Origin of the sequence: Pseudoalteromonas sp. MTN2-4, assembly GCF_042848605.1 — a bacterium.
In the GTDB taxonomy this organism is placed as follows: domain Bacteria; phylum Pseudomonadota; class Gammaproteobacteria; order Enterobacterales; family Alteromonadaceae; genus Pseudoalteromonas.
In genome coordinates this window covers 1-432 of record NZ_BTGK01000073.1, presented here as the reverse complement: position 1 = coordinate 432, position 432 = coordinate 1, and the positions used below count along the sequence as shown (strand labels likewise).

Below are 432 nucleotides of genomic sequence, written 5' to 3'. Positions count from 1 at the left end.
GAGGTTTTTGATGATTCTGCCAACCTATGAAAGAGAGCATTATCAATTGGATAATGGAGAAGAATTAAATAAGGAATATCCAGACACATTCTGGATCCCTGAAAAAGAAGACAGGGAATCTCTTAAAGTAGGCGATTTGGTAAAGCTAATTTTCAGCATGGAAGAGAACATAGGTTCTGACGAAGTTTCGGTTGAACGTATGTGGGTAGAAATTACAGACGTTTACCCTAATTACTATAAGGGCAAATTAGATAATGATCCTGCTGGCAGTGATTGTGTTCAGTGCGGGCAACTTGTCACTTTTCAAGCTTGTCATGTAATAGATATTTACGAAGAAAACACCTAACAAGTGCCTAAACCAAGGACGCAAAACAGCAGGCTTGCACTCCTTCGTCGCTAATTATAGCCTGCTATTTTGCGCCGGTTAGGCAA

At 40.0% G+C, this 432-nt stretch carries 1 protein-coding gene; it reads left to right on the top strand.

The window, feature by feature from the left end; translation table 11 throughout:
- The coding region (locus tag ACGHEH_RS21775) for a hypothetical protein (protein ID WP_390449902.1) at window positions 1-346 on the top strand (346 nt) is incomplete at its 5' end.
- Window positions 347-432: the final 86 nt, after the last annotated feature.